At 71.6% G+C, this 24,158-nt stretch carries 23 protein-coding genes and 2 tRNA genes; 22 read left to right on the forward strand and 3 right to left on the reverse strand.

The genetic code is table 11. The features are described from left to right. Positions 1-137 precede the first annotated feature (137 nt). From O5O46_RS35445 to O5O46_RS05105, 12 genes are all read left to right on the forward strand, one after another. Positions 138-527: a type II toxin-antitoxin system VapB family antitoxin gene (locus O5O46_RS35445; protein ID WP_443072391.1), complete on the forward strand. Its 390-nt coding sequence runs from the start codon at positions 138-140 to the stop codon at positions 525-527. Beyond that, positions 497-928 (forward strand): VapC toxin family PIN domain ribonuclease, encoded by a 432-nt coding sequence (locus O5O46_RS05055; protein WP_269854016.1) that lies wholly within the window; start codon positions 497-499, stop codon positions 926-928. The genes O5O46_RS35445 and O5O46_RS05055 overlap by 31 nt, the downstream gene beginning before the upstream one ends. 113 nt (positions 929-1,041) lie before the next feature. Then, the gene (locus tag O5O46_RS05060) at positions 1,042-1,866 is read left to right on the forward strand and encodes a TIGR03936 family radical SAM-associated protein (protein ID WP_269854017.1); all 825 of its coding nucleotides are present in this window, start codon (positions 1,042-1,044) and stop codon (positions 1,864-1,866) included. A 255-nt stretch (positions 1,867-2,121) separates the two neighbouring features. After that, positions 2,122-5,610, forward strand: coding sequence for an Rne/Rng family ribonuclease (locus O5O46_RS05065; protein ID WP_269854018.1), 3,489 nt, complete (start codon positions 2,122-2,124; stop codon positions 5,608-5,610). Between the two features lie 275 nt (positions 5,611-5,885). After that, positions 5,886-6,206 (forward strand): 50S ribosomal protein L21, encoded by a 321-nt coding sequence (gene rplU, locus O5O46_RS05070; protein ID WP_255928715.1) that lies wholly within the window; start codon positions 5,886-5,888, stop codon positions 6,204-6,206. Between the two features lie 14 nt (positions 6,207-6,220). Continuing rightward, complete coding sequence (gene rpmA / locus O5O46_RS05075) at positions 6,221-6,475, forward strand: 50S ribosomal protein L27 (protein WP_269854019.1); 255 nt, start codon at positions 6,221-6,223, stop codon at positions 6,473-6,475. Between the two features lie 117 nt (positions 6,476-6,592). Then, entirely contained in the window at positions 6,593-8,026 is a 1,434-nt protein-coding gene (obgE, locus tag O5O46_RS05080; protein WP_269854020.1) for a GTPase ObgE, read from the forward strand. Positions 8,027-8,162: 136 nt separating this feature from the next. Continuing rightward, positions 8,163-9,260, forward strand: coding sequence for a glutamate 5-kinase (gene proB / locus O5O46_RS05085; RefSeq protein WP_269854021.1), 1,098 nt, complete (start codon positions 8,163-8,165; stop codon positions 9,258-9,260). A 237-nt stretch (positions 9,261-9,497) separates the two neighbouring features. Next, on the forward strand, positions 9,498-9,968 hold the full coding sequence (locus O5O46_RS05090) for a hypothetical protein (RefSeq protein WP_269854022.1): 471 nt from the start codon (positions 9,498-9,500) through the stop codon (positions 9,966-9,968). Between the two features lie 60 nt (positions 9,969-10,028). Continuing rightward, positions 10,029-11,321, forward strand: a complete 1,293-nt coding sequence (locus O5O46_RS05095; protein WP_269854023.1) for a glutamate-5-semialdehyde dehydrogenase — start codon at positions 10,029-10,031, stop codon at positions 11,319-11,321. 91 nt (positions 11,322-11,412) lie between these two features. Beyond that, entirely contained in the window at positions 11,413-11,931 is a 519-nt protein-coding gene (locus tag O5O46_RS05100) for an SCO2584 family spore wall biosynthesis protein (protein WP_269854024.1), read from the forward strand. Positions 11,932-12,040: 109 nt separating this feature from the next. Then, positions 12,041-13,108, forward strand: coding sequence for an SCO2583 family membrane protein (locus tag O5O46_RS05105; protein ID WP_269854025.1), 1,068 nt, complete (start codon positions 12,041-12,043; stop codon positions 13,106-13,108). On the opposite strand, the gene O5O46_RS05110 is transcribed toward O5O46_RS05105, so the two are convergent. After that, complete coding sequence (locus tag O5O46_RS05110; protein WP_269854026.1) at positions 13,074-14,123, reverse strand: M48 family metallopeptidase; 1,050 nt, start codon at positions 14,121-14,123, stop codon at positions 13,074-13,076. The two genes, O5O46_RS05105 and O5O46_RS05110, sit on opposite strands and share 35 nt — an antisense overlap. Before the next feature lie 91 nt (positions 14,124-14,214). On the opposite strand from O5O46_RS05110, the gene O5O46_RS05115 reads away from it, so the two are divergent. The 8 genes from O5O46_RS05115 (at position 14,215) to O5O46_RS05150 (ending at position 19,302) form a co-directional block, all read left to right on the forward strand. Continuing rightward, positions 14,215-14,355: a hypothetical protein gene (locus tag O5O46_RS05115; RefSeq protein ID WP_269854027.1), complete on the forward strand. Its 141-nt coding sequence runs from the start codon at positions 14,215-14,217 to the stop codon at positions 14,353-14,355. Positions 14,356-14,550: 195 nt separating this feature from the next. Next, on the forward strand, positions 14,551-14,697 hold the full coding sequence (locus O5O46_RS05120; protein WP_269854028.1) for a hypothetical protein: 147 nt from the start codon (positions 14,551-14,553) through the stop codon (positions 14,695-14,697). Between the two features lie 43 nt (positions 14,698-14,740). Further along, positions 14,741-15,391 carry a nicotinate-nucleotide adenylyltransferase gene (nadD, locus tag O5O46_RS05125; protein ID WP_269854029.1) on the forward strand — a complete coding sequence of 217 codons (651 nt, stop codon included), beginning with the start codon at positions 14,741-14,743 and terminating at the stop codon, positions 15,389-15,391. A 42-nt stretch (positions 15,392-15,433) separates the two neighbouring features. Then, a complete protein-coding gene (locus tag O5O46_RS05130; RefSeq protein ID WP_269854030.1) occupies positions 15,434-17,071 on the forward strand; it encodes an LCP family protein in 1,638 nt (545 codons plus the stop codon). A gap of 282 nt (positions 17,072-17,353) precedes the next feature. Then, entirely contained in the window at positions 17,354-17,788 is a 435-nt protein-coding gene (gene rsfS, locus O5O46_RS05135; protein WP_269854031.1) for a ribosome silencing factor, read from the forward strand. Between the two features lie 20 nt (positions 17,789-17,808). Beyond that, entirely contained in the window at positions 17,809-18,498 is a 690-nt protein-coding gene (locus tag O5O46_RS05140) for a histidine phosphatase family protein (RefSeq protein ID WP_269854032.1), read from the forward strand. Between the two features lie 75 nt (positions 18,499-18,573). After that, positions 18,574-18,646, forward strand: a tRNA-Ala gene (locus O5O46_RS05145). A gap of 245 nt (positions 18,647-18,891) precedes the next feature. Beyond that, on the forward strand, positions 18,892-19,302 hold the full coding sequence (locus tag O5O46_RS05150) for a hypothetical protein (RefSeq protein WP_269854033.1): 411 nt from the start codon (positions 18,892-18,894) through the stop codon (positions 19,300-19,302). Here the strand turns inward: O5O46_RS05150 and O5O46_RS05155 are convergent. Beyond that, positions 19,247-20,605 (reverse strand): glycosyltransferase 87 family protein, encoded by a 1,359-nt coding sequence (locus O5O46_RS05155; protein ID WP_269854034.1) that lies wholly within the window; start codon positions 20,603-20,605, stop codon positions 19,247-19,249. The two genes, O5O46_RS05150 and O5O46_RS05155, sit on opposite strands and share 56 nt — an antisense overlap. A 233-nt stretch (positions 20,606-20,838) precedes the next feature. Between O5O46_RS05155 and O5O46_RS05160 the strand changes: the two genes are divergently transcribed. Further along, positions 20,839-20,911: transfer RNA gene (locus O5O46_RS05160), tRNA-Ala, on the forward strand. Here the strand turns inward: O5O46_RS05160 and O5O46_RS05165 are convergent. Next, positions 20,893-21,750 carry a hypothetical protein gene (locus O5O46_RS05165; RefSeq protein ID WP_269854035.1) on the reverse strand — a complete coding sequence of 286 codons (858 nt, stop codon included), beginning with the start codon at positions 21,748-21,750 and terminating at the stop codon, positions 20,893-20,895. The two genes, O5O46_RS05160 and O5O46_RS05165, sit on opposite strands and share 19 nt — an antisense overlap. Positions 21,751-22,109: 359 nt before the next feature. On the opposite strand from O5O46_RS05165, the gene O5O46_RS05170 reads away from it, so the two are divergent. After that, a complete protein-coding gene (locus tag O5O46_RS05170) occupies positions 22,110-24,053 on the forward strand; it encodes a S53 family peptidase (protein ID WP_269854036.1) in 1,944 nt (647 codons plus the stop codon). The last annotated feature ends 105 nt before the right edge of the window (positions 24,054-24,158 follow it).

Here is a 24,158-nt window from a genome sequence, read left to right on the forward strand (position 1 = left end):
GGATCTGTCCGTCCTACCCGGGCCGTCCGCTGCGAGTACAGGTGCGCCGGGGCACCTTCGGGCGACGAAGGGGCACACTTCGGCGGTTCGCCACCAAGGCGCCCGCGTCTGGTCGTGGGGAAGAGGGACGCGCGGCCGTGGAGCGTCTCGGACCGACTGTCGTCGTTGGCCGAGCCGTTTCCACGAAGGCATCCAGCGCCGGTGCGGTGGGGCCTTTTGTGCTTGTCCGATCAGCGGAAATGATTCTGCACTGTGACGGGATCGATACCCTGGGTGTCGAGAGGGAGGTGGTGGTGCGGGTGGCCAAGACCGTGATCGACATCGACGAAGAGGCATTGGCTCTCGCGGCCCGGGCGCTCGGCACGAAGACCAAGAAGGACACGGTCAACGCGGCGCTCCATGAGGTGGCGGCGCGGGTCCGGCGCGAAGAGGCGCTGCGGGACCTGGTCGAGATGGCGGAGGACGGCGTGTTCGACAAGGCCCTGGGGGAGGTGCGGTGCTCGCAGACGGAGCCGATCGCTTCCTGATCGACGCGTCGGCGGCTGCCCGGATCCACCGGGCGGCGGCACTGGAGAAGTGGGCGCCGGTGCTCAGGCAGGGCCGCGTCGGCATGTGCGAGGCGACGCGGGTCCAGCTGCTGCGTTCGGCCCGCTCAGCGGACGAGTACGACCGGCTCGCCGACGGGTTCGCGTCGTTGTACGGCCGGTACGGGGTGACGGAGGAGGCGTGGACGCGCGCCAGGGCGCTGCAGCGGAACCTGGTTCGGGCGGGCTGCCACCGCTCCGCTGGGGTGGCCGGGCTGCTGGTCGCGGTCACCGCGCTCGACCACCGCCTCACGCTGCTGCACTACGACCGGGGCTTCGAGACCATCGCCCAGCACACCGAGCTGAAGACCCGCTGGCTCGCCGAGCCCGGGTCCCTGGGCTGAGTCCCGCCCGGCCACCCCGGCCGCGTAACCTTGGGAGAGGTATGACCGCTCTCATGAAGGAATGAACGACACTGGGCAAGCGACAGCCCGAAGGCCCTCCGCCCGCACCCGCGGTGCAGCGCATCCGACTGCGCTACACCAAGCGGGGCCGCCTTCGGTTCACCAGCCACCGCGACTTCCAGCGCGCGTTCGAGCGGGCGCTGCGCCGCGCCGAGGTGCCCATGGCGTACTCGGCGGGGTTCACCCCGCACCCCAAGGTCAGCTACGCCAACGCCGCACCCACCGGTGTGGCCAGCGAAGCCGAGTACCTGGAGATCGCTCTCACCGCACCGCGTGACCCGGAGAAGCTGCGGGTGCTGCTCGACGAGTCGCTGCCGCCCGGCCTTGATGTGATCGACGCGGTGGAGGCGCACACCTCCGGCCTCGCCGACCGGCTGGAGGCCTCGGTGTGGCAGCTGCGGCTGGAGGGCGTCGAGCCCTCCGAGGCGCAGCGCGCGGTGGACGCGTTCCTCGCCGCGGAGGCGGTCGAGGTCCGGCGTACCACGAAGAACGGTGTGCGGACCTTCGACGCGCGCGCCGCGGTGACCGAGCTGACGGTGGTACCGCCGGACGCGTCGCCGCAGGACACGGCGGACGCGCTGACATCCGTAGAACAGAGTGCCGATAGGCCGGGACGTGGTAGCTGTGCGATACTGCGGCTGGTTGTTCGGCATCTGACACCTGCCGTACGACCCGACGACGTCCTGTCCGGCCTCCGTTCGACGGCCGACCTCGCGCCGCCGGTCCCCGCAGCGGTGACCAGGCTGGCGCAGGGGCCGCTTGACGAGAAGACCGGCACGGTGACCGATCCGTTCGCGCCAGACCGCGACGCCGCCTCGGCCGTACTCAACACGGCCGCCGGGCAGTCCGTTGCGACAGTGCCGGGCGGTCCCGCGTAGGACCGTCGTTGACGCATCGCCGATGCGCCAGGGAGTCGCCTCGCCGCCCGTCACCGGGCGGGCAGGGGCCGTTCTTAGCGTCCGGTGACGCGCTGACCAGGAGACTTTCGCCGGTCTCGGCCATCAGGACGGGCCCGGCGAGTGAGACAACAGCTCCCGTGTGGCGCCCGTGCCCCGGGCCGCGCAGCCGTGAAACAGCGGCCGCGGCCGGAACCAGAGCGCGGCGCCCGGGAGCGTGACGGGAGAAACGCCCGCATGCTCGATACCCCCGAGCCCGGCAACGCGGCGCCCGAGGCGCCGAACGGCAGTGATTCCGGCGTGAGCGCCGAATCCCAGACCCCGGCGGCGCCCCGCCGCCGGCGTAGGGCCGCTTCGCGCCCGGCCGGTCCGCCGGCTGCCGCGTCCGCCGAGGACACCCAGACCATTTCCGAGAAGCCCGCCGCCCCGGAGGCGCCAGCCGCCACCGAGTCGGCAGAGGCCCCACCGGCGCGTACGACCACCACCCGGCGCCGCGCCACCCGTAAGGCCACCGCGCCCGCGGGCCCGCCGAAGGCCGCCGAGGAAGCTCCCGAGGCGCCCGCCGCCGAGGCCGAGGAGGCGCCCGCCCGCACCCCGCGGCGTCGCGCCACCCGTAAGGCCGCCGCCCCGGAGGCGCCCGCCGCCACCGAGGAAGCCGCGGCCGAGGAGGCCCCGCAGCGCGCCCGCCGCACCCGCAAGCGCGCCGCCGCGGAGCCCGGCGACGACTCCCGTCGGCTGAAGCCCGGCTCCCTCGCCCCCAAGGAGGAGGCCGAGCCGGAGCCGGCGCCCATCGAGGCCGCCGCGGAGCCCGACGTGGCCCCGCAGCGCACCCGCCGTCGCACCCGTAAGGCCACCGCGGAGGCCGGTCCGCCCTCGTTCGCCGCCGCGGACAGCGACACGACCGAGCCGGTGGCGTCCATGGCGCCCGAGGAGGACGTGTCCGAGGAGCCGGTACGCGGCCGTCGCCGCGCCGTCCGGCCGCCCACGGCCGTCTTCCAGCCGCCGGTCTTCACCGCGGCCGAGGCCGCCAGTGCGGCCGCCGAGGACGAGGAGGAGGGCGGTTCGCGCCGTCGCCGCCGTCGCCGGGTCGCCGCCGAGGAGGCGCCGGTGACCGCTCCCGCCGAGGAGCCGACCGCCGCTGAGGAGGCCGCCGAGGAGGCGGAGCCGGAGGCCGAGCACGAGGACGAGACCGGCGAGCGCCCGTCCCGTCGCCGCCGCCGTGGCGGCCGTCGCCGCCGTCGTGGCGACGCGGCCGAGGCCGAGGCGGACGGCGAGGAGGAGGCCGAGACCGAGGCCGCCCAGCCGCAGGCCGAGCAGGAGCCGGAGGAGGCCGAGGACGAGGAGGCCGAGTACGGCAGCAGCACCAGCCGTCGCCGCCGCCGTCGGCGCCGCCGCAGCGGTGAGGCGGCCGGTGAGGCGGAGGCCCCGGCCGACGAGGACGGTGTGCGTACCGTCGTCAAGATCCGCGAGCCGCGCAAGAAGAAGGAGGAGCCGTCCGACGAGGTCCAGTCCATCAAGGGCTCGACCCGTCTGGAGGCGAAGAAGCAGCGCCGTCGCGAGGGCCGTGAGCAGGGCCGTCGCCGGGTGCCGATCATCACCGAGGCCGAGTTCCTGGCCCGCCGCGAGGCGGTCGAGCGGGTGATGGTGGTCCGTGAGAGCGGCGAGCGCACCCAGATCGGCGTCCTTGAGGACGGCGTGCTGGTCGAGCACTTCGTCAACAAGGAGCAGGCCACCTCCTACGTCGGCAACGTCTACCTGGGCAAGGTCCAGAACGTGCTGCCGTCGATGGAGGCCGCGTTCGTCGACATCGGCAAGGGCCGCAACGCCGTGCTGTACGCGGGCGAGGTCAACTTCGAGGCGCTGGGCCTGGCGGGCGGTCCGCGCCGCATCGAGTCCGCGCTGAAGTCCGGCCAGTCCGTGCTGGTCCAGGTCACCAAGGACCCGATCGGCCACAAGGGCGCCCGGCTGACCAGCCAGGTCTCGCTGCCCGGCCGCTACCTGGTCTACGTGCCCGAGGGCTCGATGACCGGCATCAGCCGCAAGCTCCCGGACACCGAGCGGGCGCGGCTGAAGCAGATCCTCAAGAAGATCGTCCCCGAGGACGCGGGCGTCATCGTGCGCACCGCCGCCGAGGGCGCGAGCGAGGAGGAACTGCGCCGCGACGTCGAGCGGCTGCAGGCGCAGTGGGAGGAGATCCAGAAGAAGGCGAAGAACGGCAACGCCCCGACGCTGCTGTACGGCGAGCCGGACATGACCGTCCGGGTCGTGCGCGACATCTTCAACGAGGACTTCTCCAAGGTCATCATCAGCGGCGACAACGCATGGGAGACCATCCACGGATATGTCTCGCACGTCGCGCCCGACCTGGTGGACCGGCTGCAGAAGTGGACCTCCGAGGTCGACGCCTTCGCCACCTACCGGATCGACGAGCAGCTGCTGAAGGCGCTGGACCGCAAGGTCTGGCTGCCGTCCGGTGGTTCGCTGGTGATCGACCGGACGGAGGCGATGGTCGTCATCGACGTCAACACCGGCAAGTTCACCGGCCAGGGCGGCAACCTGGAGGAGACGGTCACCAGGAACAACCTGGAGGCGGCCGAGGAGATCGTGCGCCAGCTGCGGCTGCGCGACCTCGGCGGCATCATCGTGATCGACTTCATCGACATGGTGCTGGAGTCCAACCGCGACCTGGTCATGCGGCGGCTGCTGGAGTGCCTGGGGCGGGACCGCACCAAGCACCAGGTCGCCGAGGTCACCTCGCTGGGACTGATCCAGATGACCCGCAAGCGGGTGGGCCAGGGTCTGCTGGAGTCCTTCTCCGAGACCTGTGTGCACTGCAACGGCCGCGGTGTCATCGTCCACATGGAGCAGGCCACCACGCCCGGTGGCGGCGGCAAGCGCAAGAAGAAGGGCCGTGCGGCAGCGCAGCCCGAGGCGGTGGAGGCGGCCACGGTGGCCGAAGCCGCGGAGGCGCTGGAGGCCGCTGAGGTGGTCGAACCCGTCGAGGTCACCGAGCGCGAGCTGGTGCCCGCCATCGGCGGCGACGAGGAGTGGTTCGGCAGCCCGGCCGAGGCGGAGGCCGCGGCGAAGGCCGCCGCTCCGCGCGGCCGCCGGCGGGCGACCAGGGCCGCGAGCGCTCCGGCGGGCGCGCCGAAGCAGGCCGAGGCGGAGGTCGTCGTACCGGCGGCCCCGGTCGCGGCTGAGCCCGAGCCGGAGCCCGAGGCGGCGCCGGAGCCGGAGCCGGTACGTCCGCGCCGCCGCTCCCGCAAGGCGACCGCGCCCGCGGGCTCGCCCAAGGCCGCCGAGGAGGCAGCCGCCGCGGAGGTCATCGTCGTCCCGGCGGCACCGACCGAGGCCGCGCCCGAGGCGGCCCCCGTCGAGACGGCACCGGCCGCCGAGGTGGCCGAGCCCGAGGCGGTACGTCCGCGTCGGCGCGCCCGTAAGGCGTCGGCTCCGGCCGGCCCGCCGCCCGCGGCGGCGGAGGCGGCCGTGGTGGTCGTACCGGCGGCACCGGTGGAGGCCGTGGAGGCCGCCGAGGAGCCCGAGCCCGCGCCCAAGAAGCGGGCGGCTCGCAAGACGGCGGTCAAGAAGGCTCCCGCGAAGAAGGCGGCGGCCAAGAAGACCGCTGCCGCGAAGAAGACGACGACCAAGAAGGCCGCCGCCAAGAAGACCACGACCAAGAAGGCCGTGGCCAAGAAGGCGGCCGCCGCCCCGGCGGACGAGTCGTAAGCCCGCGGTCGGGCTGGTGGGTCTTCCCGCCCGCCCACCTTTTCGCCGTCACCGCCCCCGCCGGGTCCGCCCGGACGGGGGCGGTGACGTAGGGGCCGGGTGGCGGGAACCCCCGGTTTGACCCCGCCGAAGGCGCCCCGTAACCTTGACCTTCGGCGTTTCTGCGCCCACTCCTGAGCAAATCCCTCCCGCTCCTGTCGGGAGAGGCTCACACAGCGAACCTCGTGCGGGCTGGCATCGGGAGTGCCATTTCGAGCGAGAGAGTGAGATCCGCGTTGTACGCAGTCGTGCGTAGCGGTGGCCGCCAGCACAAGGTTGCTGTCGGTGACATCGTCGAGGTTGACAAGATTTCCACCGCCAAGGTTGGCGACACGGTCGAGCTCTCGACCCTGCTCGTTGTCGATGGCGACTCCGTCACCAGCGACCCGTGGGTGCTGGCGGGCGTGAAGGTCCAGGCCGAGGTCGTGGACCACCACAAGGGTGCCAAGATCGACATCCTGCGGTACAAGAACAAGACCGGTTACCGTCGGCGCCAGGGCCACCGCCAGCAGTACACGGCAGTGAAGATCACCGGCATCCCCACGGCTGCGAAGTAAGGGACTGAGGAGAGATGGCACACAAGAAGGGCGCATCGTCCACCCGGAACGGTCGCGACTCCAACGCTCAGCGGCTCGGCGTGAAGCGCTTCGGCGGTCAGGTCGTCAACGCCGGTGAGATCCTGGTCCGCCAGCGCGGCACCCACTTCCACCCGGGCAACGGCGTTGGCCGCGGTGGCGACGACACGCTGTTCGCCCTCACCGCCGGTGCGGTCGAGTTCGGCACCAGCCGTGGTCGCAAGGTTGTGAACATCGTTCCGGCCAGCTGAAACAACCAGCTGCCGTAACGCGACACACCGAGGGCGGACCTCGCTTCCCGCACCGGGAGGCAGGTCCGCCCTCGATGTGTTTGGCAAACCGATAGAAATCCCTAGGAGGCCCAGACCATGACCACCTTCGTGGACCGCGTCGAACTGCATGTCGCCGCGGGTAACGGAGGCCACGGCTGCGCCTCCGTGCACCGGGAGAAGTTCAAGCCGCTGGGCGGCCCGGACGGCGGCAACGGCGGTCGCGGCGGCGATGTGATCCTGGTGGTCGACACCGGCATCACCACGCTGATCGACTACCACCACTCCCCGCACCGCAAGGCCACCAACGGCAAGCCCGGCGAAGGCGGCAACCGCTCCGGCGCGGACGGCCAGGACCTGGTCCTGCCGGTCCCGGACGGCACGGTCGTACTGGACGCCAAGGGCAACGTACTGGCCGACCTGGTGGGCCAGGGCACCTCGTTCATCGCCGCCCAGGGCGGTCGCGGCGGCCTGGGCAACGCCGCGCTGGCCTCCGCGCGCCGCAAGGCCCCCGGTTTCGCGCTGCTCGGCGAGCCCGGCCAGGCGCACGACATCGTGCTCGAACTGAAGACGGTCGCGGACGTGGCGCTGGTCGGCTACCCGAGCGCGGGCAAGTCGTCGCTGATCTCGGTGCTCTCCGCGGCCAAGCCGAAGATCGCCGACTATCCGTTCACCACGCTGGTGCCCAACCTCGGTGTGGTGACGGCCGGTTCGACGGTCTACACCATCGCCGACGTGCCCGGGCTGATCCCGGGTGCCAGCCAGGGCAAGGGCCTCGGTCTGGAGTTCCTGCGCCATGTCGAGCGCTGTTCGGTGCTGGTGCACGTACTGGACACCGCGACGCTCGAATCGCACCGCGACCCGGTCACGGACCTCGATGCGATCGAAGCCGAACTGGCGGAGTACGGCGGTCTCGGGGACCGGCCGCGGATCGTGGTGCTCAACAAGGTGGACATCCCGGACGGCCAGGACCTCGCCGATCTGATCCGTCCCGACCTGGAGGCCCGCGGTTACCAGGTCTTCGAGGTGTCGGCGGTCTCCCGGCACGGCCTGCGGGAACTGTCCTTCGCGCTGGCGGACATCGTCGCCAGGGCGCGGGCCGCCAGGCCGGTGCAGGAGGCGACCCGGATCGTCATCCGCCCGCAGGCCGTGGACGACGCGGGCTTCACCGTCACCGCCGAGGACGGCTTCTACCGGGTGCGCGGCGAGAAGCCGGAACGCTGGGTCCGGCAGACCGACTTCAACAACGACGAGGCCGTCGGCTACCTCGCCGACCGGCTCAACCGCCTCGGTGTGGAAGAGGAGTTGGTGAAGGTCGGCGCCCGCGCGGGCGACCAGGTGGTGATCGGCCCGGAGGAGGACGCGGTCGTCTTCGACTGGGAGCCCTCGCTGGCCGCCGGTGCCGAGATGCTGGGCCGCCGCGGCGAGGACCACCGCTTCGACGCCCCGCGCCCGGCCGCCCAGCGGCGCAAGGACCGCGACGCGGAACGCGACGAGGCGGAGCGCGAGTACGACGAGTTCAATCCGTTCTGACGTCGTTCCGCGGTTCGATACTCGGAGGCGAACGGTCCGCCGAGTCCCGTACATTGCGCTCGGCGAAACGGGACCAGCAGGAAGTTGTGGGGTACACGCGGTGGTACGGCAGCAGGACGCAGGTCTGAGAGGCGATGTGACGGCGGCCCGTAGGGTCGTCGTCAAGGTCGGCTCGTCCTCGCTGACCACCGCCGCGGGCGGCCTGGACGCCGACCGGGTGGACGCGTTGGTGGACGTGCTGGCGAAGTGCCGGGACAGCAGGGAGATCGTGCTGGTCTCCTCGGGCGCGATCGCCGCCGGGCTCGCCCCGCTGGGCCTGGCCAGGCGCCCTCGCGACCTGGCCCGTCAGCAGGCCGCCGCCAGCGTGGGCCAGGGACTGCTGGTCGCCCGCTACACCGCGTCGTTCGCGCGGTACGGGATCCGGGTCGGGCAGGTGCTGCTGACCGCCGATGACGTCAGCCGACGGGCGCACTACCGCAACGCCTACCGCACGCTGGACAAGCTGCTCGCCATGGGCGCCCTGCCGATCGTCAACGAGAACGACACGGTGGCCACCGACGAGATCAGGTTCGGCGACAACGACCGGCTGGCCGCGCTCGTCGCCCACCTGGTCCGCGCCGACCTGCTGGTGCTGCTCTCCGACGTGGACGGGCTGTACGACGGCGATCCGCGCACTCCGGGCGCCCAGCGGATCGCGGAGGTGGCCGGTCCGCGGGACCTCGACGGGGTGTCGATCGGCAGCGCGGGCAAGGCCGGTGTGGGCACCGGCGGCATGGTGACCAAGGTGGAGGCGGCCGGTATCGCCGCGGCGGCGGGTGTGCCGGTGGTGCTCACCTCGGCGACGCACGCCGCGGACGCGCTGGCCGGGCGGCCGACCGGCACCCTGTTCCACCGCACCGGCAAGCGCTCCGCGGACCGGCTGCTGTGGCTGGCGCACGCCTCCGCCCCGCGCGGCGCGTTGCGGCTGGACGCCGGAGCGGTCAAGGCGGTGGTGGAGCGGCGGACATCGCTGCTGCCCGCCGGGCTGACCGGGGTCGAGGGCCACTTCTCCGCGGGTGACCCGGTGGACCTGGTCGACGAGACCGGTCGGGCGGTCGCCCGCGGTCTGGTCAACTTCGACGCCAAGGAGCTGCCGAGGCTGCTCGGCCGGTCCACCCGGGAGCTGGCCGCGGAACTCGGTCCGGCCTATGAGCGCGAGGTGGTGCACCGCGACGACCTGGTCGTGCTGCGGTGAAGGCCGTGTGAAGGCTGGCAGGCGGGTCGACGATCCGAGGGCTTCTTGGGGAAAAACGCCCCGCGGTCGGCCCGGGACTGGTCAACTTTGATGCGGGGGACCGTTTCCACACAGGAAACTCCAAACAAGAACGTCCGAATCACACGCAAGCCCAGTAGAGCAAGCCAGGCAGGATCGCCAGACCCCGCACCACAATCCGCTGACCCCAAGGCGGAGAACGCATACAGGAGGCCGCCGGTGAGACGAGGGCGCCCGGGGGCGCTGCCCCGAGGAACGGCGGAACGGACCCTGACCAGCGTCGACGGCATACAGACGGACCGTCCAGGACAGGATCCGGCGCCGGAATCGCACAGCCGGGAGCGCGACGCCTCCCGTCTGTGGCATGTCACGCTCAGCGTCTCGGGGGACGAGGCGCCACTCACGGAGGTCAGACGGGCGCTGGAGCAACTCGCCCACGATCACCCCTTCCTGCTGACCAGCCGCTACGCCACCACCCACGCGGAGATCCGCTACTGGGAGGAGGCGCGCGACCTGCATGACGCGGCGGCCATCGCGCTGCGGCTGTGGGGCGAGCACCGCGCCACCGCCAAGTTGCCGCCCTGGGAGATCGTCGGTCTTGAGGTCATCGACCGCGAGACGTACCACCAGCGCGTGGCCGAAGGCTATGGGCCGCCGCCCGCCACCCCGGTCGGGGTGCACCCGTACTGATCCGGTCCGGCATGTGGAATCACGGTCCGGCATGCCGCCGCAGGTCAGTAGGCTTCCCCCATGACCAGTAGCGCGACCTCGCCCGTACTTGACACCGCCCGCCGTGCGAAGGCGGCCGCCGCCGTGCTCGCACCGCTGCCGCGGTCCGTACGCGACGGCGCGCTGCTCGCGATCGCCGACGCGCTGCGCGCCCGTACCGGGGAGATCGTCGCGGCCAACGCGGAGGACATCGACAGGGCCCGCCGCGAAATGGCGGCGGCCGGTGGTGGGCGACGGGCGGGCGGCAGCAGCGAGGCGCTCATCGACCGGCTCACCCTCACCCCGGAGCGGATCGAGGCCATCGCCGCGGACGTGACCAAGGTGGTGGCGCTGCCCGACCCGGTCGGTGAGGTGCTGCGCGGCTCCACGCTGCCCAACGGCCTTGAGCTGCGCCAGGTCCGGGTTCCGCTCGGTGTGGTCGGCATCATCTACGAGGCCCGGCCGAACGTCACCGTGGACGCCGCCGTGCTCTGCCTGAAGTCCGGCAACGCGGTACTGCTGCGCGGGTCCTCGTCCGCGTACGCCTCCAACACCGCGCTGGTCGCGGTGCTGAGGGACGCGGTGCAGGCGGCCGGACTGCCCGCGGACGCGGTGCAGTTGGTGCCCGGCGAGAGCCGTGACTCGGTCAAGGAGCTGATGCGCGCCCGCGGTCTGGTGGACGTGCTCATCCCGCGCGGTGGCGCCTCGCTGATCAGGACGGTCGTGGAGGAGTCCACGGTTCCGGTGATCGAGACCGGGGTCGGCAACTGCCATGTGTACGTGGACGAGCACGCCGATCTCGACATGGCCGTGAAGATCCTGGTCAACGCCAAGGCGTCGCGGCCGAGCGTGTGCAACGCCGCGGAGACGGTGCTGGTGCACGCCGCCGTCGCCGACGCCTTCCTGCCCCGGGCGCTGGCCGCACTCTCCGAGGCCGGGGTGACCGTACACGGCGACGAGCGCTGGCAGCGGGCCTCCGGTGCCGTGCTGGCGGCCACCGAGGAGGACTGGGCGACCGAGTACCTGTCGTACGACATCGCCGCCGCCGTGGTGCCCGACCTGGACGCCGCCGTGGCGCACATCCGCCGGTGGTCCTCGGGACACACCGAGGCCATCGTCACCCGCGACCAGTCCGCCGCCCGCCGCTTCGTGGCGCTGGTGGACTCCACCGCCGTGATGGTCAACGCCTCGACCAGGTTCACCGACGGCGGCCAGTTCGGCTTCGGCGCCGAAATCGGCATCTCCACCCAGAAGTTGCACGCCCGCGGACCGATGGGCCTGCCCGAGCTGACCTCCACCAAGTACGTGGTGACCGGCGACGGCCACATCCGCTGACCGCCCGCCCGCTGGCGCGAAGTGGCGGCCGCCACGGTCGAATTCGGCTTCCGACTGCCCAACCCGGCCTTTCCGGGATTACTCTGGACGGGTGTCTGAGGATGTGGGCGGCAAGCCGTTCCCGGACGGTGAGGACCACGGCGGCGCGGACGACGAGTTCGCATCCGTGGTGTTCGACGAGGCCTTCGTACGGGCGGCGACGCTCCATGAACCCACCGCGCACGAGCGGCTGTTGGCCGCCGCCCAGGCCTGGACGGAGGCGGACGCCGCACGCGCCAGGATCGGCGGGGTGGAGGACGACGTCCTCGACGACGAGACGCCGCGCTACGGCGCCTACCGCTACCGCAGCTTCGCGGACGACACCGACGACGCCCTCGACCGCTACGGCCACCCGCACCGGCACGCCTACCGCGGCCACACCCGCTGGCAGCGCACCGTCGCCTGGGTGCTGGCCCTGGTGATGGGCATCGGGGTGATCGCCCTGACCTTCGTGGCCGTCTACCGGGGCGCCGGTGGCGGCGGTCGGCAGCCCGCCCCCGTGCCCGCCACCGGCCGGGTGGACACCGCGCCGCCACAGGTCCGGGCGGCGTCGCCCGCCGGGCCGCCCTGAGCGAGCCGGGGCGGCGCGAGGAGCGCCCGGGACGGGCCGGTGACGGCCGCTCAAAACTTGTCTCGTACCGGGGCGTTCACCTGCGGCACGACCGACCTACTCTTGTTGTATGGCCGGGCGTGCAGACCCTCCGGAGGGGACACCCGAGGGCGTCCCGGGGGGCGGTGACGACGAGTACCGATCCGTCGTGTTCGACGAGTCGTTCGTCCGGGCTGCCCGCATACAGGAGTTCTCGGCGCAGGAACGTCTGGGCGGAACGGCCAGTGCGGTGCGCACCCGGCGGCCGCTCGGATGGATGGGTGCCGGGCGGCAGGCACTGGTCCTGGTGCTGCTGATCGCGATGGCCTTCGGCGTCGCCCTGTACCTGGGCATACGGCACCCGTATCGGCCGGCCACGCCTGCGGACGTCGACCCGGCGCGGATCACCCTGGTGCCGTTGGCCCCGCAGGTGCCGGTGCCGGTCGCCGCCGCCGACCGGATGTTCGCCGCCGAGGACGCGGCTCACTACCGGGTGGGCGCCAAGGGCATCGTCCTGCCGCAGATCAACGGCACCGACCACTTCTCGCAGAGCCAGGTGCTCCAGGCGGTGACCATCGCCAAGGAGTATCTGGCCGCCTCCTCGCTCGACCGCAGCGCGCTCACCGGCGGTGATGTACGCGCGGTGCGCGAACTGCTCAATCCCGGTCAACTCGACCAGTTCGACCGGAGTTTGGCGCACCCGGTCGATGACGGACAGTACGCCGCGATCGGATGGCTGGTCCGCTTCGACCCGGCCCGGATCGCGCTGGCCGACCCCGGGGTGCGGGTGCGCGGCAGCATGACGGTGAACGAGGACGGCCCCGGCGGCCTGCTGGTCGACACCGACCACACCATGGTCTACGCGGTGCGGGCGGTCGGCGCCGGACCCGACCAGGCCTCGCTGTTCACCGTACGGCGGCAGCTGAAGCTGTTCTTCGACCGCGCCGACCTGCGCAACCGCCAGGTGGAGGTGGAGCAGGCGGCGGTCGAGGCCGGGCCGCTCGCCTGCACAGGAAACCCGGCCGGGTACTTCCGTCCGCTACTGGCCGGACAGAGCGTGCCCGCCGGGGCCGGGGTGGACCCCTATGACCACGGCAGGCCGGTCACCTCGGTGTGCGGACTGCTCAGGACCGTTCCGAGCCCGAGCCCGATCCGGTGAACTTGTCCCGCAGCTTCCCGCCGATGTCCCCGGCGCCCGCGGCGATGTCGTTGATCAGGCCCATCAGCGGGTCCTTGCTGGACTTCACGTGGTCCGCGTAGTGGTTCGCGGACTCCTTGAAGGACTCGTAGACCGAGGTGTCCTTGTCGTCCTCGCGGCGCGGGTAGTGCCCGTCCATGATCCGCTGGTGGTCGCGGCTGCCCGCCCACTTCTTCAGCTCGGCCGCCCGCACCGTGGTGAACGGGTGGCTGCGCGGCAGCACGTTGAGGATCTTCAGCACGGAGTCGCGCAGGTCGCCGCCGGACTCGTACTCCTCCGCCTGCTTGAGGAACTCGTCCACGTTCATCTCGTGCAGGTGGTTGCCGCCCGCCAGCTTCATCAGCCCGCGCATCGACGCCTGCAGGTCCTGGCCGACCAGCAGCCCCGCCCGGTCCGCGGACAGCTCGGACTTGCGGAACCACTCGCGCAGCGCGGTGACGATCGCCATGACCGCCATGTTGCCCAGCGGGATCCACGCCACCCGCAGCGCCAGATTGGTCAGGAACAGCAGGATCGTGCGGTACACCGCGTGGCCGGACAGCGCGTGGCCCACCTCGTGCCCGACGACCGCGCGCATCTCCTCCTCGTCCAGCAGCTCCACCAGACCGGTGGTGACCACGATGATCGGCTCGTCCAGGCCGATGCACATGGCGTTGGGCTGCGGGTCCTGGTTGACGTACATCGGGGGGACCTTCTCCAGGTCCAGGATGTAGCAGGCGTCCCGCAGCATCGTGTTCAGATGCGGGAACTGCTGCTCGCTGACCCGTACCGAGTCCGACAGGAACAGCAGCCGCAACGACCGCTCCGGCAGCAGCCCGCTGAGCGCCTTGAACACGGTGTCGAAACCGCTCAGCTTGCGCAGCGCCACCAGCGCCGAGCGGTCCGCCGGATGCTCGTAGGCGCGTGACGATATCCCTGGGAAACGGGTGCGGTTACGGCTCGGCACCTGGTCGTTCGATTCGTTCGGCACGGTCATTGGGCCTCAATCCCCTGCTAGCCGTCTCGTGCTCGTCCCCCTGACACACCCCACGATAGGGCCCGGCGCCGACAGGACTACGCTGAGAAGCATGCAGAACGCCGTGTTGAACCACCTCGCCGACGGGGCACCGATCTCCAGCGAGCTCCTGCCCGTCGTCATCGTCGTCGCGGTAGTCGGCGTGGTCTTCCTCGCGTGGTTCCTGCTGCGCGGTTACGGGGACAAGGACTGACGGTCGGTTACTCGGTTCCGCGGCCGGATACGGCTGCGGACGGGTAGATCGCCTACACAGTCAGGACGCGCGGGGGCTGCCTGGGGTTCCTGGCGCCCCGCACGTACGATGTGGCACGAGTTTCCGGCCCGGTCCGCCGCCCGGTGGCTCACCGCGACTCGACCGCATCCTCGACCGCAAGGGGTCCTGCCGACCATGACCGCAAACATCCCAGCAGCTCTGACGCAGCTCGCCGAAGGCGGCAACCACCAGAGCCTGAGCCCGTACCTCACCGGGGGCGGCGCGCTGTTCATCCTGCTGCTCCTGCTGTGGATCACCACGCGCTTCAACCGGGACCGCTGAGCCGGGTCAAGGCTTCCCGAGCGGCCAAGTAGGGTGTGCTCGCATGGGAGAGCAGGCAGTGCCCACGCGCCCCTCCGCGACCGCTGACGGAGGGGCCGGGCCAGTGAAGAAACGACTCGGTGTGATGGGCGGGACGTTCGACCCCATCCACCACGGCCACCTGGTGGCGGCGAGCGAGGTCGCCAGTCTCTTCCACCTCGACGAGGTCGTCTTCGTACCGACCGGCCAGCCGTGGCAGAAGGAACACAAGCTGGTGTCCCCGGCGGAGGACCGCTATCTGATGACGGTCATCGCCACCGCGTCCAACCCGCAGTTCTCGGTGAGCCGGATCGACATCGACCGCGGCGGCCGTACCTACACCCTCGACACCCTGCGGGACCTGCGCGCCGAGTACGGCGACGTGGACCTCTTCTTCATCACCGGCGCCGACGCGCTGGCGCAGATCTTCTCCTGGCGGGACGCCCAGGAACTCTTCTCCATGGCGCACTTCATCGGGGTGACCAGACCGGGGCACACCCTGTCCGACCCCGGCATTCCCAACGGCGGTGTGTCCCTGGTCGAGGTGCCCGCGCTGGCGATCTCGTCCACCGAGATCAGGGACCGTGTGGCGCAGGGCGAACCGGTCTGGTACCTGGTGCCCGACGGCGTGGTGCGCTACATCAACAAGCGGAATCTGTACCGGGACGCCGGGTAGCGATCGCTCGCGGTACTCGTTTTCTGATCTGGAGGGGCACCCGTGAGCGGCGACCAGGAGCACTACGGCCAGGACCCCTACGCGGGCGGCTACCAGCAGGGCCAGCAGGGATACGACCCGTACGCCCCTGCACAGCAGGGCTACGACCAGGCGTACCACCAGGGCCAGCAGCCCTACGCCCCGTACCCGGACCAGCAGCAGTACCCGCAGCAGGGGTACGTCCAGCAGCCGTACCCCCAGGAGTACCCGCAGCAGGGCTACCCGGGCCACGACGGCTACCAGACGTACCAGCAGCCCGGCTACCAGGACCCTGCGGCGTACCCCCAGCCGTCCTACGAAGAGCAGCGCTACCAGGTCCCGCAGCCGCGCCAGGAGGAACCGCCGCGCGTTCCGGAACCCGAACCCCAGCAGCCGCCGATCCGTGACGAGGAGGCGCCCCGGGAGTTCCACACCGAGCAGTTCGCGTTCGTCGAGGACGAGGACGAGCAGGCCGAAGACGTCATCGACTGGCTGAAGTTCTCCGAGTCCCGCACCGAACGCCGCGACGAGCGCAAGCGGCGCGGCCGTACCCGGGTGGTCGTGCTGGTCGTGCTGCTGGTGCTGGCACTGCTCGGCGGCGTCGGCTACCTGTGGCAGGCCGGAAAGCTGCCCGGCCTGGGCAAGGCCAGCGCCGCCGCGCAGGCCGCCGGCGCCCAGAAGCGCGACGTGATCGTGGTGCACCTGCGGCAGGTCGACAGCAACGCCAGTTCCACCGCGCTGCTGGTGGGCAACGAGACCACGGGCAAGGGCACCACCGTCCTGCTGCCCAACTCCCTTTCCGTCAACCCCGACGGCAACGGCAGCACCACGCTCGGCAAGTCGGTGGTGGACCAGGGCGCGGGGCCCACCAGGGACGCGCTCAACGCCCTGCTGGGCGCCAACATCCAGGGCAGTTGGCGGCTTGACACGCCGTATCTGGAGATCCTGGTCGACGCGGTCGGCGACATCACCGTGGACACCGACACCACGATCACCTCGGGCGGCAAGACCGTGGTGAACGCGGGCCAGCAGCAGGACCTGAACGGCCAGGCGGCGGTCGCCTACGCCAGCTACCGCGGCCCCGGCGAGTCGCAGGACAAGCAGCTGAACCGGTTCGGGCAGGTCATGCAGGCGGTGCTGATGAAGCTGCCGAGCGACGCCGCCACCGCCACCAAGATCATCGACAGTCTGGGCGCCATCCCCGACCCCTCGCTCAGCGACGCGCAACTCGGCGCCACCCTGGCGCACCTCGCCGACCAGGAGAAGGCCGGCCACTACAGCACCACCACGCTGCCCGTGCAGGCGGACGGCACCCTCAGCCAGCAGGCCACCGACACCGTGGTGAAGGACGTGCTCGGCGGCACCGTGAAGAACACCGACACCAGTGGCATCCCGCGGGTCGCGGTGCGCGACGCCACCGGCAGCAAGAAGGCGGCGTCCTCGGCCCAGGTCGCTGTGGTCAACTCCGGCTACACCTACGTGGACGGCGGCACCGCCTCCCCGCAGGCCAGGTCGCAGGTGGTCTACGGCGCCGACAGCCAGGCGCAGACCGCCAAGGAACTGGCCAAGACCCTCGGGCTGCCGGACAGCGCGGTCAGCAAGGGGCAGGCAGCCAACAACGCGGACATCACGGTCGTACTGGGCGGCGACTACAAGGGGTGACCCCGGAGTGCGGTGTGGCCCGGAGGGTCTCCGTTGAGGGTGGTGGGCGACGGGTGGGCGGCGCTGCGGCCCGTGAGGGTCTCCGTTGAGGGTGGTGGTGGGCGACGGGTGGGCGGCGCTGCGGCCCGTGAGGGTCTCCGTTGAGGGTGGTGGTGGGCGACGGGTGGGCGGCGCTGCGGCCCGTGAGGGTCTCCGTTGAGGGTGGTGGTGGGCGACGGGAGGGAGGGCGCTGTGACATGAGACCCTGGAGGCGTACCCGTTCCCGACCGGAAAGCATGGCTTGTGACCGCCACGGACCGCTCCATCGAGCTGATCACCGCCGCCGCCCAGGCGGCAGCCGACAAGCTCGCGCACGACATCATCGCCTACGACGTCAGCGACGTGCTCGCCATCACGGACGCGTTCCTGCTCGCCTCCGCGCCCAATGACCGGCAGGTCAAAGCGATCGTGGACGAGGTCGAGGAACGGTTGCAGAAGGAGCTGGGCGCGAAGCCGGTGCGCCGCGAGGGCGAGCGCGAGGGCCGCTGGGTGCTGCTCGACTACGTCGACATCGTGGTGCACGTCCAGCACGCCGAGGAGCGGGTGTTCTACGCGCTGGAGCGGCTCTGGAAGGACTGCCCGGAGATCGAGCTGCCCAAGGACGCGGTGGCGACCCGGGGCAAGGCCGCTGAGTACGCCAAACAGCACGGCGCCGAGGCGGACGGAGAGCTGAGCTGAGCACGCAGCCCCAGCCGCCGGTGAACGGCGCGGCGCAGCAGGAGACGGCCGAGCGGGAGCCCGGCCGTAAGAACGGCCGTGGCCGTCGCGTCGTGCTGTGGCGGCACGGCCAGACCTCCTGGAACCTGGAGCGCCGCTTCCAGGGCTCCACGGACATCCCGTTGACCGAGACCGGCGTCGCCCAGGCGCGCCGGGCGGCGAGGCTGCTCGCCGCGCTCAAGCCGGACGCGGTGATCTCCTCCGACCTGCGGCGGGCCGCGGCCACCGCGACCGAGCTGAGCGCTGTCACCGGCCTGCAGCCCACGTTCTACGAGGAGCTGCGGGAGACCTACGCGGGCGCCTGGCAGGGCCTGACCAGCGACGAGATCATGGAGCGCTACGGCGAGCAGTACCTGGCCTGGAAGCGCGGGGAGCCGGTGCGGCGCGGCGGCGGCGAGCTGGAGACCGAGGTCGCCGACCGGGCCGCGCCGGTGGTGCTGCGCGAGGTGGAGAAGCTGCCGGAGGACGGCACGCTGCTGGTGGTCAGCCACGGTGGCGCGATCCGGGTCACCATCGGCCGCCTGCTGGGACTGGAGCCGAGGCACTGGGAGTCGCTCGGCGGACTGTCCAACTGCTGCTGGTCGGTGCTCGGACACGGCGCCCGCGGCTGGCGGTTGCTGGAGCACAACGCGGGCACCCTGCCGCAGCCCGTGCTCGGCGACGACGTGTGATCGCCGATTTCGCGAATCAGCAGGTCACACGCTAAGCTTCTACACGTTCCGGCAAGGAGACGAGCCGAGAAAATCGGGGCTATAGCTCAGTTGGTAGAGCGCTTGCATGGCATGCAAGAGGTCAGGAGTTCAATTCTCCTTAGCTCCACAGCGAAACGGACCACCTTCGGGTGGTCCGTTCTTTTTGCGCGCACACTCGGGGCCGCGCCCCAGCCCGTCCCGAACTCCCCGGTGCATCAGCGCCCTTGGGCTGTCCTCTCTCGTTCCGCCGGGAGTTCGCGGAGCGGGCGCCGCGTACGCGAAAACCGGCCACCGGGTGGGTGAGCCTCAACTGGCGGCGGGCCTCGCGGCGTTGGCACGGCGCACTGGTGCCGCTCGGCCTCGTCACCGCCGGTGCGGCCCGCGTGCTGTGCGGGCTGCCGCTACGCGGTGGGCGGCAGCGGCGGTGAGTGGCTCTGCCCGGCCATGGCGGTGGCGGGCGCGGGATCGGCGTACGGACCGAACCTCGACCGGGCGCTGGAGCGCTGCGCGCCGGTGGACGCGGCCGACACCGGCGGGCTGCTGGTGACCGTCCTCCAGCCCGGTCAGCTGGTGGACGTGGCCACCCTCGGCACGCTGTGCCTCAACCGCCTCTCGTACTGCGCCCGTTCCGCCCCCGGCACGGCCGCAGCCTCCGCGCACGCGCCGTGGCTGACAACGGTCGCACTGGCCGGGACCGCGCCGCCGGGCGTGTTCGCCGGGGCACCGCTCAGTGGTCGGCGTACGCCTGGTCCTGCCGCGTCCCACGGGACTGCGCCGGGATGACCGCGCGAAGGGCCTCGCGCCGGATCCGCAGCGCCCGTACCGCCTGGGTCCCGGCGACGGCCAGGAACGCCAGGCCGATCAGCGGATAGACCGCGGACAGCAGCATCTCCCCGGGGTTCTGGTGCAGTTCGAAGCGCCGCCCAGGGGTGTGCGGCACCGCCCACGGCACGAAGGAGCAGAACAGCACCGCGGTCAGCGCCGCCCCCACCCGCCACCGTGGTTCACGCCGCCGCAGCGCCTCCGAGCCGAGCAGCAGCACCATCGGCACGCACCACACCCAGTGGTGCGACCAGGACACCGGACTGACCAGCAGCGCCGTCACCGCGCAGGCGCAGGCCGCCCAGGCCGTCCCGGACGGCAGCCGGTCCCCGGCCAGCGCCGCGGCCACCGCGACCGCCAGCCCCAGCGCGCCGACCAGCGCCGCGGCGACCAGCCAGGACCCGCCCGGGTCCGGGGTGTGCAGCAGGCGGGCGAGCACACCGCGTACCGACTGGTTGGCGGTCTCCTCGGCATGGCCGACCCGGTTGGCGGCGAAGACCATCCGGGTCCAGAAGTCGCGCGAGTCCCGGGGCAGCGCCACCGCCGCCACCGTCACCGTCGCCGCGAAGGCGCCCGACGCCACCGCGGCCCGGCGCAGCGCCGGGTTCCACACCGTGCCGCCGCTTCGCAGCCGCCGCCAGCCCTGGGCGGCGCCCACCAGCGCCAGGAAGACGGCGAACAGCGCCGGGGTCAGCTTGATCCCGGCCGCGATCCCGATGCCGGTCCCGGCCCAGCGGTGGCCGGCCCGCCGGGTCAGGTCCCACAGCACCAGGACCGCCAGCAGCAGGTTGATCTGCCCGTACCGCAGCGTCGTCCACACCGGTTCGCACCACACCGCCACGGCGCTGATCGCCAGCGTCGCGGCGGCGCGCGGCACCCGCTGCGGCCGTCCGACCAGGCGCAGCGACAGGTGGACCACGGCTACCAGCAGCCCCAGGTTGGCCGCCGTGGCCGCGGTCCGCATCGCCGGGACGCCCAGCCAGGTCAGCGGCGCGAAGATGATCGCCGCGAACGGCGGGTAGGTGTTCGGCAGGTTGGCCTCGGTGGCCACCATCGCGTACAGGTCGCGGCCGGTCCGCATGGTCCAGCCCTCGGCCCGGTACACCATGAGGTCGATCATGGAGACGTGCGCGGCGCGCTGTGCGATCCAGAAACCGGTGAACGACACCAGGCAGGCCAGTGCGGCGAGCATGGTCGGCCGCCGCGCTATGAGGTCCCGGACCGCGCCGGTACGCGGGTCGCTGATCGGCTGCGTCGCGGTCACGGTGGTTGGCTCCTGGGTCCGGGGGCTTGGCTCGGCCCGGTCCGGTGGTCCGGGTCGTCGTTCGGGCGGCGCGGAAGCCCGACAGTACCTTCTGTCGGGTTCGCGCAGCAGGGCGCGGTATTCCCCCCGGCCCTGGGGGCGCCGGGGCGCCGCTCGATCGATTTGGCGAAACGCCCCCCGCACCGTGTAATGTTTACGGAGTCGCCGGGGGTTCCCGGCGGAGAGCAAGACCTGGGGCTATAGCTCAGTTGGTAGAGCGCTTGCATGGCATGCAAGAGGTCAGGGGTTCAATTCCCCTTAGCTCCACGAGTACGAAGGCGATCCGGGTCCGCGAGAAGCGCGGGCCGGATCGCCTTCGTCGTTTCCGCAGGGCCTCGCCGCGCGGTGGCGAAGCCTCCGCACCCCCCTTCGGGCGCGCCGGGGTTGGAGGAGGTGACGGGCGTCACACGCGGGCGCGGAGCCGCCTTCCGCGGCCCGCGGGGGCGGCGCCCGGCAGGTCTGCCGCGCCGGGTCGCACGCACCGCCAGTGCCGCGCTCACGGCCACCAGGCACACCGCGTAGCACGCCACCGTCCAACCCGGCGCCGCGCGCCCCGACTTCAGGCCGTGCACCACGGCGGCGAACCATGCCGGATACCCGCACCCGTGCAGCACCCGCCAGTGCGCCGGTCGACCGCGCGCCGCGAACGCCCCGCGCAGCACTCCGGTGGCCGCCGCCAACAGCAGCGGGTACCCGGCGACCGTACCCAGGCCGACCAGCAGCGCCCGGCCGCCCGGCCCGGCCGGGACCAGCGCCTCGGCGGCCGTGGCGTGCCGCTCGGTGACCTTGACGGCGATGTGCAGCCCGAGGAGGCCCAGACACGCCACCGTGGCCGCCCGGTGCGCGCCCTGCGCCAACAGCCGCTGACGCGGGCCGAGGAAGCGGCTGTCGGTACTGACCAGCCCCCACACCACGGTCGCGGTCAGGGACAGCAGCGCGCCGACTCCCGCGTAGGCGTCCAGCCAGTGGCGTGCGCCGGGGATTACGAGCGGCAGGGCCGCCGCCGGGACAACGCACCCTGCGAGCGCGTAACGCCTGGGTAGGCCGCTCGGTCCGGTCGCGACGCGGGCCAGGGGCGGCCGTTGACGGTGTCGATGCGTGGGCATGGTGAATGTCTAGGCGAACTCGCCCCGCAGCATGGGGACTTGCGGTAAACGCGGTCGGCCGCCGGGCCGCGCTGCTAGCGTCGGGCGGTGGTCTTGCGGGCGACCCTCGAACCGGTCACCCTGTCAACTGCCGTACGGAATTACGCCTTCCGGTCCGCTGCCTCCATCGCATGTCAACGGCGCATTACAACTTCCCGGCCATTACGCCCACTTGACCATTTCTTGACGCAATCATTCCCCTGATGTGAACAGATCAGCGACAGAGTTTGGCCCTACGGCATGCGGATCACCGCTATTCGGTGAACGCGATCCGGGTCACGCGAGCATGCCGCGACCATCCGTGTCTCTTTGGGGGTTTCATGAAGCTTGTCCGTCACAGAGCGCGCGCCGGTCTGGCGGTGGCAGCCACGCTGCCGCTGGTGGCCGGCGCTCTGGCCATGGGCGTCCCCACCGCCCAGGCCGACTCCAACAACCGGCAGGTGCTGACCAACACCAAGCCGCTGTGGGCGACGGCGCGTGCCGACCACGGCACCGCCGCCGGGTCGACCACCGTCAACGCCCGTGTCTACCTGGCCGGCAAGGACGCGCAGGGCCTGGCCTCCTACGCGCAGGGGGTGTCCGACCCCTCGTCGCCCAACTACGGCAAGTACCTGACGCCGAAGCAGGTGCAGGACCGTTTCGGCACGACCAGGCAGCAGATAGCCGAGGTCACCGCCTGGCTGAGGAACTCCGGCCTGACGGTGACCGGCTCCAACCAGCACTACGTCGCGGTGAGCGGCGACAAGGCCGCGGTGGAGAAGGCCTTCAACACGGAGCTGCGCAACTACTCCAAGGACGGCCACCTCTACCACGCCCCCGCCCAGGCCGCCTCGGTACCGGCCTCGCTGCACGGCGCGGTGCTCACCATCACCGGCCTGGACAACGCCCCCAAGCAGTCCAGGCACGACGAACTGCCCCCGCCGGAGGCCGTCGCCCGGCAGGCCGGTCCGTTCTCCACGTACTACGGCTCCAACGTGGCCAAGAACCTGCCCAAGGCCTACGGCGGTTCGGCGCCCTACGTCGTCAAGGGCTACACCGGCAAGCAGCTGCGTGCCGCCTACGGTGCCAAGGGCTACACCGGCAAGGGCGTGACCGTCGCCATCACCGACGCGTTCGCCTCGCCGTACATCGCCAAGGACGCGGCCGAGTACGCCAAGCGCAACGGTGACGCGGCCTACAAGAGCGGCCAGTTCACCCAGGTCCTGCCGAGTGCCTACAACAACATCGACTCCTGCAAGGCCGCCGGCTGGTACGGCGAGGAGACGCTGGACGTCGAGGCGGTGCACGCGGTCGCCCCGGGCGCCAACATCGTCTACGTGGGCGCTGCCTCGTGCAACGACCCCGACCTGATGGACAGCCTGAACAAGGTGGTCGACAACCGCCTCGCCGACATCGTCTCCAACTCCTGGAGCGATGTGGAGGCCAACGAGACCCCGGACGTGGCCGCCGCCTACGACCAGATCTTCCAGCAGGGCGCGGTCGAGGGCATCGGCTTCTACTTCTCCTCCGGTGACAACGGCGACGAACTCGCCAACACCGGCACCAAGCAGATCGACACCCCGGCCAACTCCGCCTGGGTCACCTCGGTCGGCGGCACCTCGCTGGCCGTCGGCAAGGGCGACAAGTACCAGTGGGAGACCGGCTGGGGCACCACCAAGGCCACGCTCTCCGCGGACGGCAAGAACTGGTCCTCGCTGCCCGGTGACTACCTCTACGGCGCCGGCGGCGGTACCAGCAAGCTCACCCCGCAGCCGTACTACCAGCGCGGCGTCGTCCCGGACACGCTGAGCAAGCAGAACGGTGCCACCCCGCAGCGCGTGGTCCCGGACATCGCGGCGGTGGCCGACCCGTCCACCGGCTTCCTGGTCGGCCAGTCGCAGACCTTCCCGGACCACTCCGTGAAGTACAGCGAGTACCGCATCGGCGGCACCTCGCTCGCCGCGCCGGTGATCTCCGCGATCCAGGCGCTCGCCCAGCAGGCCCGCGGCGGTGTGCCGATCGGCTTCGCCAACCCGGCCATCTACGACCGGTTCGGCACCTCGGCGTACCACGACGTGACCGACCACCCGCTCGGCCAGGGCCAGTCCCTCGCCGACGTGCGCGTCGACTTCAAGAACGGCTTCGACGCCAAGGGCGGTTACAACACCTCGCTGCGCACCCTCGGCCACGACAGCTCGCTGAACGCGACGATCGGATTCGACAACGTCACCGGCGTCGGCAGCCCCGGCGCGGACTACGTGCTCTCGTACCGCCCGCGCCACTGAGCGACAGCGGACAGGCACAAGGCGTAGGGGCCCGCACCGATATCCCGGTGCGGGCCCTTCCCGCGCTGGGGTACCCTGAGCCCATGCGTGCCGTACGCCTTCTGC

It is taken from the genome of Streptomyces sp. RPT161, assembly GCF_027533845.1.
GTDB classification, from domain to species: Bacteria; Actinomycetota; Actinomycetes; order Streptomycetales; family Streptomycetaceae; genus Streptantibioticus_A; species Streptantibioticus_A silvisoli_A.

What these genes read in the sequence shown, in the direction of transcription:
- rpmA (WP_269854019.1), top strand. Translation starts at nt 6,221, where the DNA reads ATGGCACACAAGAAGGGCGCATCGTCCACCCGGAACGGTCGCGACTCC.
- O5O46_RS05095 (WP_269854023.1), top strand. Translation starts at nt 10,029, where the DNA reads ATGACCAGTAGCGCGACCTCGCCCGTACTTGACACCGCCCGCCGTGCG.
- O5O46_RS05105 (WP_269854025.1), top strand. Translation starts at nt 12,041, where the DNA reads ATGGCCGGGCGTGCAGACCCTCCGGAGGGGACACCCGAGGGCGTCCCG.
- O5O46_RS05110 (WP_269854026.1), bottom strand. Translation starts at nt 14,123, where the DNA reads ATGACCGTGCCGAACGAATCGAACGACCAGGTGCCGAGCCGTAACCGC.
- O5O46_RS05120 (WP_269854028.1), top strand. Translation starts at nt 14,551, where the DNA reads ATGACCGCAAACATCCCAGCAGCTCTGACGCAGCTCGCCGAAGGCGGC.
- O5O46_RS05170 (WP_269854036.1), top strand. Translation starts at nt 22,110, where the DNA reads ATGAAGCTTGTCCGTCACAGAGCGCGCGCCGGTCTGGCGGTGGCAGCC.
- nadD (WP_269854029.1), top strand. Translation starts at nt 14,741, where the DNA reads ATGGGAGAGCAGGCAGTGCCCACGCGCCCCTCCGCGACCGCTGACGGA.
- O5O46_RS05165 (WP_269854035.1), bottom strand. Translation starts at nt 21,750, where the DNA reads ATGCCCACGCATCGACACCGTCAACGGCCGCCCCTGGCCCGCGTCGCG.
- O5O46_RS05065 (WP_269854018.1), top strand. Translation starts at nt 2,122, where the DNA reads ATGCTCGATACCCCCGAGCCCGGCAACGCGGCGCCCGAGGCGCCGAAC.
- obgE (WP_269854020.1), top strand. Translation starts at nt 6,593, where the DNA reads ATGACCACCTTCGTGGACCGCGTCGAACTGCATGTCGCCGCGGGTAAC.
- O5O46_RS05115 (WP_269854027.1), top strand. Translation starts at nt 14,215, where the DNA reads ATGCAGAACGCCGTGTTGAACCACCTCGCCGACGGGGCACCGATCTCC.